This window comes from Kitasatospora sp. NPDC093558 (assembly GCF_040683475.1).
Taxonomy (GTDB): Bacteria; Actinomycetota; Actinomycetes; order Streptomycetales; family Streptomycetaceae; genus Kitasatospora.
The window spans coordinates 1-3,662 of the sequence record NZ_JBFBDY010000621.1; the positions used below are offsets into that span (position 1 = coordinate 1).

Annotated in this window: 3 protein-coding genes and 1 pseudogene; all 4 read right to left on the reverse strand. The window is 73.5% G+C overall.

Annotated features, from left to right (window positions below):
* A pseudogene (locus AB0O00_RS32635) lies at positions 1-1,025 on the reverse strand (hypothetical protein); the annotation flags it as partial.
* Entirely contained in the window at positions 1,022-1,684 is a 663-nt protein-coding gene (locus AB0O00_RS32640; RefSeq protein WP_363657967.1) for a cupin domain-containing protein, read from the reverse strand. The pseudogene AB0O00_RS32635 and the gene AB0O00_RS32640, both read right to left, overlap by 4 nt.
* Before the next feature lie 122 nt (positions 1,685-1,806).
* Positions 1,807-2,880, reverse strand: coding sequence for a polyprenyl synthetase family protein (locus AB0O00_RS32645; RefSeq protein WP_363657969.1), 1,074 nt, complete (start codon positions 2,878-2,880; stop codon positions 1,807-1,809).
* Positions 2,877-3,290, reverse strand: a complete 414-nt coding sequence (locus AB0O00_RS32650; RefSeq protein WP_363657971.1) for a hypothetical protein — start codon at positions 3,288-3,290, stop codon at positions 2,877-2,879. Before AB0O00_RS32650 ends, AB0O00_RS32645 begins: the two co-directional genes overlap by 4 nt.
* Positions 3,291-3,662 lie beyond the last annotated feature (372 nt).

A 3,662-nucleotide genomic window follows, 5' to 3' on the forward strand; every position in this document is an offset into this window, starting at 1 on the left:
GCCGCCGCGCGCCGCCGGTCGGCCTCGGCCGCGTCGAGGGGCGGCCGGGTGGCCGGTGCGGCGACGGCGAGTTCGGCGGCCTTCACGGCGACGGCCATCAGCCGCTTCGGCGGGACGGCCGCCAGCGGGCTCCACCACCCCTGGGCGAACCAGTTCGTCTCCTCCCTGGTCAGCTTCGGCAGGACGCCCGCCGCCGTGGGCTCCCAGCGCACCGCCCGGGCCGGGTCCCGCAGTTGCACGTGGGCGTCCGGGCGGTCCAGCACCAGGACGGGCGACAGCCCGGCGTCCAGCACCCGCCGCCCCGGCTGCTTGGCCCGGGCGTCGGCGACGAGCCGGTACCCACGGGCGGAGGCGTCGTGCAGGACGACGACGGGCAGGTCGTCCGGCAGGTCGTGCACGAGGCCGACGTGCCGCGCCCGGTAGCGCTCCAGGTACCCGTTGGCGCGCAGGAAGGCGGCGGCGGTGCGGTCCGGGCACAGCAGCGCGAAGGCGGCACCGTCCGCCGGTGGCCCGTACGGCACGCGTTCCTCCTCGATCACCCCGGCGGGCAGCGTGCCGTACACCTCGCGCCAGCGGGCGACCATCACGTCGGCGAACTTGCCGCGCCCCCACCGGGGGTTGACGGCCAGGGCGCCACCGGACTTGGCCGACTCGCGTGCGGCGTACCGGGCGACCACCAGGATGAGCGCGGTGGCGATCAGCAGGGCCAGCGACACGGTGTTGTGCAGAACGGCCGCCAGGAGGAGCAGGAGACCGGCCGCGCCGGCGCAGCATCCCGCGTACGCCGCCTGGCTCGCCTCCGCCGGACGCTGTCCGCGCGGCTCGGTCGCATAGCCCAACTGCTCGATGGTGCAGGTGAGTTGGCCGTTGCCGGTGATCTTCTCGGCGATCCGCCGGATCCGCAGGTCGGAGAGCCCGGCGCCGTCGAGCTTGGGGTCGAGGGCGAAGGGCTTGCGGCAGAACGTGCAGGTGCGGCGGGTGCGTTCGCGCTGGAGGAGGTTCCGCGAGCAGTGCGGGCAGATCATCGCGGCGACTCCAGGACGGCGGCGAACCGGCGCAGCCCGGCGGCCAGCCGCTCCCGCGCGCCGACCTGGCCGATCCGCTGCCGCCGCTCGACCTCCCGTAGTGCGGTGGCGAGTTGGTGGTCCTCGCGTCGCTCGGCCTCGGCCGCGGTGATCGCGTAGTCCTCGTGGTCGATGCCGTAACCGGTGTTGGCCGCAAGGATGTTGAGCGGTCCGGTACCCCGGTTGGCGAAGGAGTGCGGCATCAGCTCGGGGATCCGGATCATCAGCCCCGGCGTGAGCGGCACGTGCACCACGCGCCGCCGCTCGGCGTCGTACAGCCCGCAGGAGGCGAGGCCGAGGCTGAGCACGAGGTGCTCGCCGCCGTGCGCGTGCGGAGTGAAGGCGCTGCGCGGGGCGACGATGCCGAGCTTGTACGTGGCGTTGGAGGGGCGCTCGGGCGAGGTCTTGGCGTCGCCGATGAAGTAGTGCGCGTATTGGCCGCTGTCGATGAACCTCAGTAACTCGCCGGTCGTCGAACCGTGTTGATGACCGAGATGTCGAGCCCCGCCCCGATCTGCGGTGAGCACCCGGCCGTCGGGGCCGAGGCGGTACAGCTCGACTCCTCCGGGAAGTCGCGCGGCAAGCTGTTCGAGAGCGCTCAGTCCGGAGCGCATTGCCATGGTCCCCCCTGATGACGCTGGAGCATTCGCGGTGACGCGACCCGTGGACCCCCCGGTTCCCTTGTGTGAGAGGTTAGTTGGGGACCGTGAACGGCCGGGGATGTTCCGGTGGCCGCCGGGTGTCAGCGCCCTCGCTCGACCACGAACCCCGGGAGTGCGAGGAGGAACTCCCGCGCCTCGTCCGCCTCTTGCTCCCCGCAGGGGTCCGCCGAGCCGAGCACCCCGTCGATCTCCCGCTCCGCCGCCGCGACCAGCCCGTCCGCCGCCTGCCGCGCGCTCTCCACGCACTCGTACGCCGCGAGCCGGTCGAGCAGCCACCGCACGTCCTCGGCCGCCTCCGGGCCGCGCTGGGACCTGGTGCGGCTCAAGTACCGCTCGGCCCGGGCGCGTTCGGCAGCTGTGCAGCGATCCAGGAGGTGGATCAGCATGAGGGTCCGCTTGCCCTCCCAGAGGTCCCCGGCGATCTCCTTGCCGTACTCCTCCTGCGTCCCGGCGAGGTTCAGCACGTCGTCCTGGATCTGGTAGGCCGCGCCCAGGTACCAGCCGAAGCGGTCCAGCCGGTTGGAGTCCGCCGAGGCGCCCTCGGCGACCAGCAGGCCGCTGCGGCACGGGTAGAGGAAGGTGTACCAGGACGTCTTCTTGAGGCACAGCCGGTAGTAGTCGCCCGGGGCGAGGGCGCACGCGTTGTCGCGGATCCAGGCGATCTCGAGCGCCTGGCCCTCCAGCGACTGGCGGCACATGAGCTCGGTCTCCTCGAACAGCCGCCAGGCCAGTTCGCCGCCCAGTCCCCGCCGGTTGGCCATCAGCCGTTGGAGGCCCAGCAGGTGGGTGGCGTTGCCGACGTTGAGTGCCACCTCGACGCCGTACGCGGCCGGGAGGGTGGGCTCGCCGCGGCGCAGCTCGCTGCCGTCCTGGATGTCGTCGTGGATCAGGAAGGCGTTGTGGAACAGCTCGACGGTGACGGCCGGGTTGAGCGCGCGGGCCGGGTCGCCGCCGAAGGCCGCGCAGGTGGCGAGGCACAGCGCCGCACGCAGGCCCTTGCACGGGCGGGCCGGGTAGTCGGCGGCCAGCTCGTAGAGGTAGGGCGGGCTCTGCTCGGGGATGTGCCGCAGCAGCGCGGCCACCGTGCGCTCCCGGTAGCGCGCCAGCACCCGCTCGACGAGCGCGGCGCCACCGGAGAGCCGGGGCGCCGTCACCCCTCGGGCCGGGCGTCGGGCTCGGCGGCTTCGGTGGCTTGCGGCCCGAAGGCGGTGCTCAGGCCCTGGTTGACGAGGCCGGGCGCGAGGCGGCTGAGGTTGAGCAGCAGGTCGACGATGTCGTGCGCGCTCGCGGCGATCTTGCGGGTGTGCTCGGCGGCGTCGCCGGCGGTGTTGCCGAGCACCCGGGCGCTGACCGCGTCGATCAGTTCGTGGGTGTTGTCCGACACCCGGCGCACCAGCCGTCCGAACTCCTCCTGGTCGACGCGGTGTTCGTCGGCGAGGCGCTCGCCCGCCGCCTTGGCGTCGGCCAGCCCGGCCGCCAGCTCGCGCTCCAGGACGGCGGCGGCCTCCGTCACCGCCCGCTCGCCCTGCTCGCCCGCCTCGCTGAACCGACCGGCATCGGGCATGGCCGACCTCCTGGCTCGTGCCCCGGTCGACCGGGGGTGCACCGTCCGCAACGCTTGCCGATGGTACACGCCCGTGCGCGGAGCGTGTCCGTCCTCCGTGCACGTCATTCGACGTCCGGGGGTCCGGCGAGTCGCCCGGCACCCCACTGTCGTCACTGATAGTAGTTGCGTGGTTTCGCTGCGAAGGCGCGGACGACGGGACGAAGGAGCGGTCAATGGGTGGCAGACAGCGTCCGCCGAAGGCGCGGACCCCGCAGCCGAAGGTGGACACCCGCGTGGAGATCGCCCGCCTGGAGGGCTTCCTGGCCTGGGAGGCCGAGGTCGCCGCGGCCGAACGCGACGCCCGGGCCTTCGCCGGCCAGTTCTCCTGGC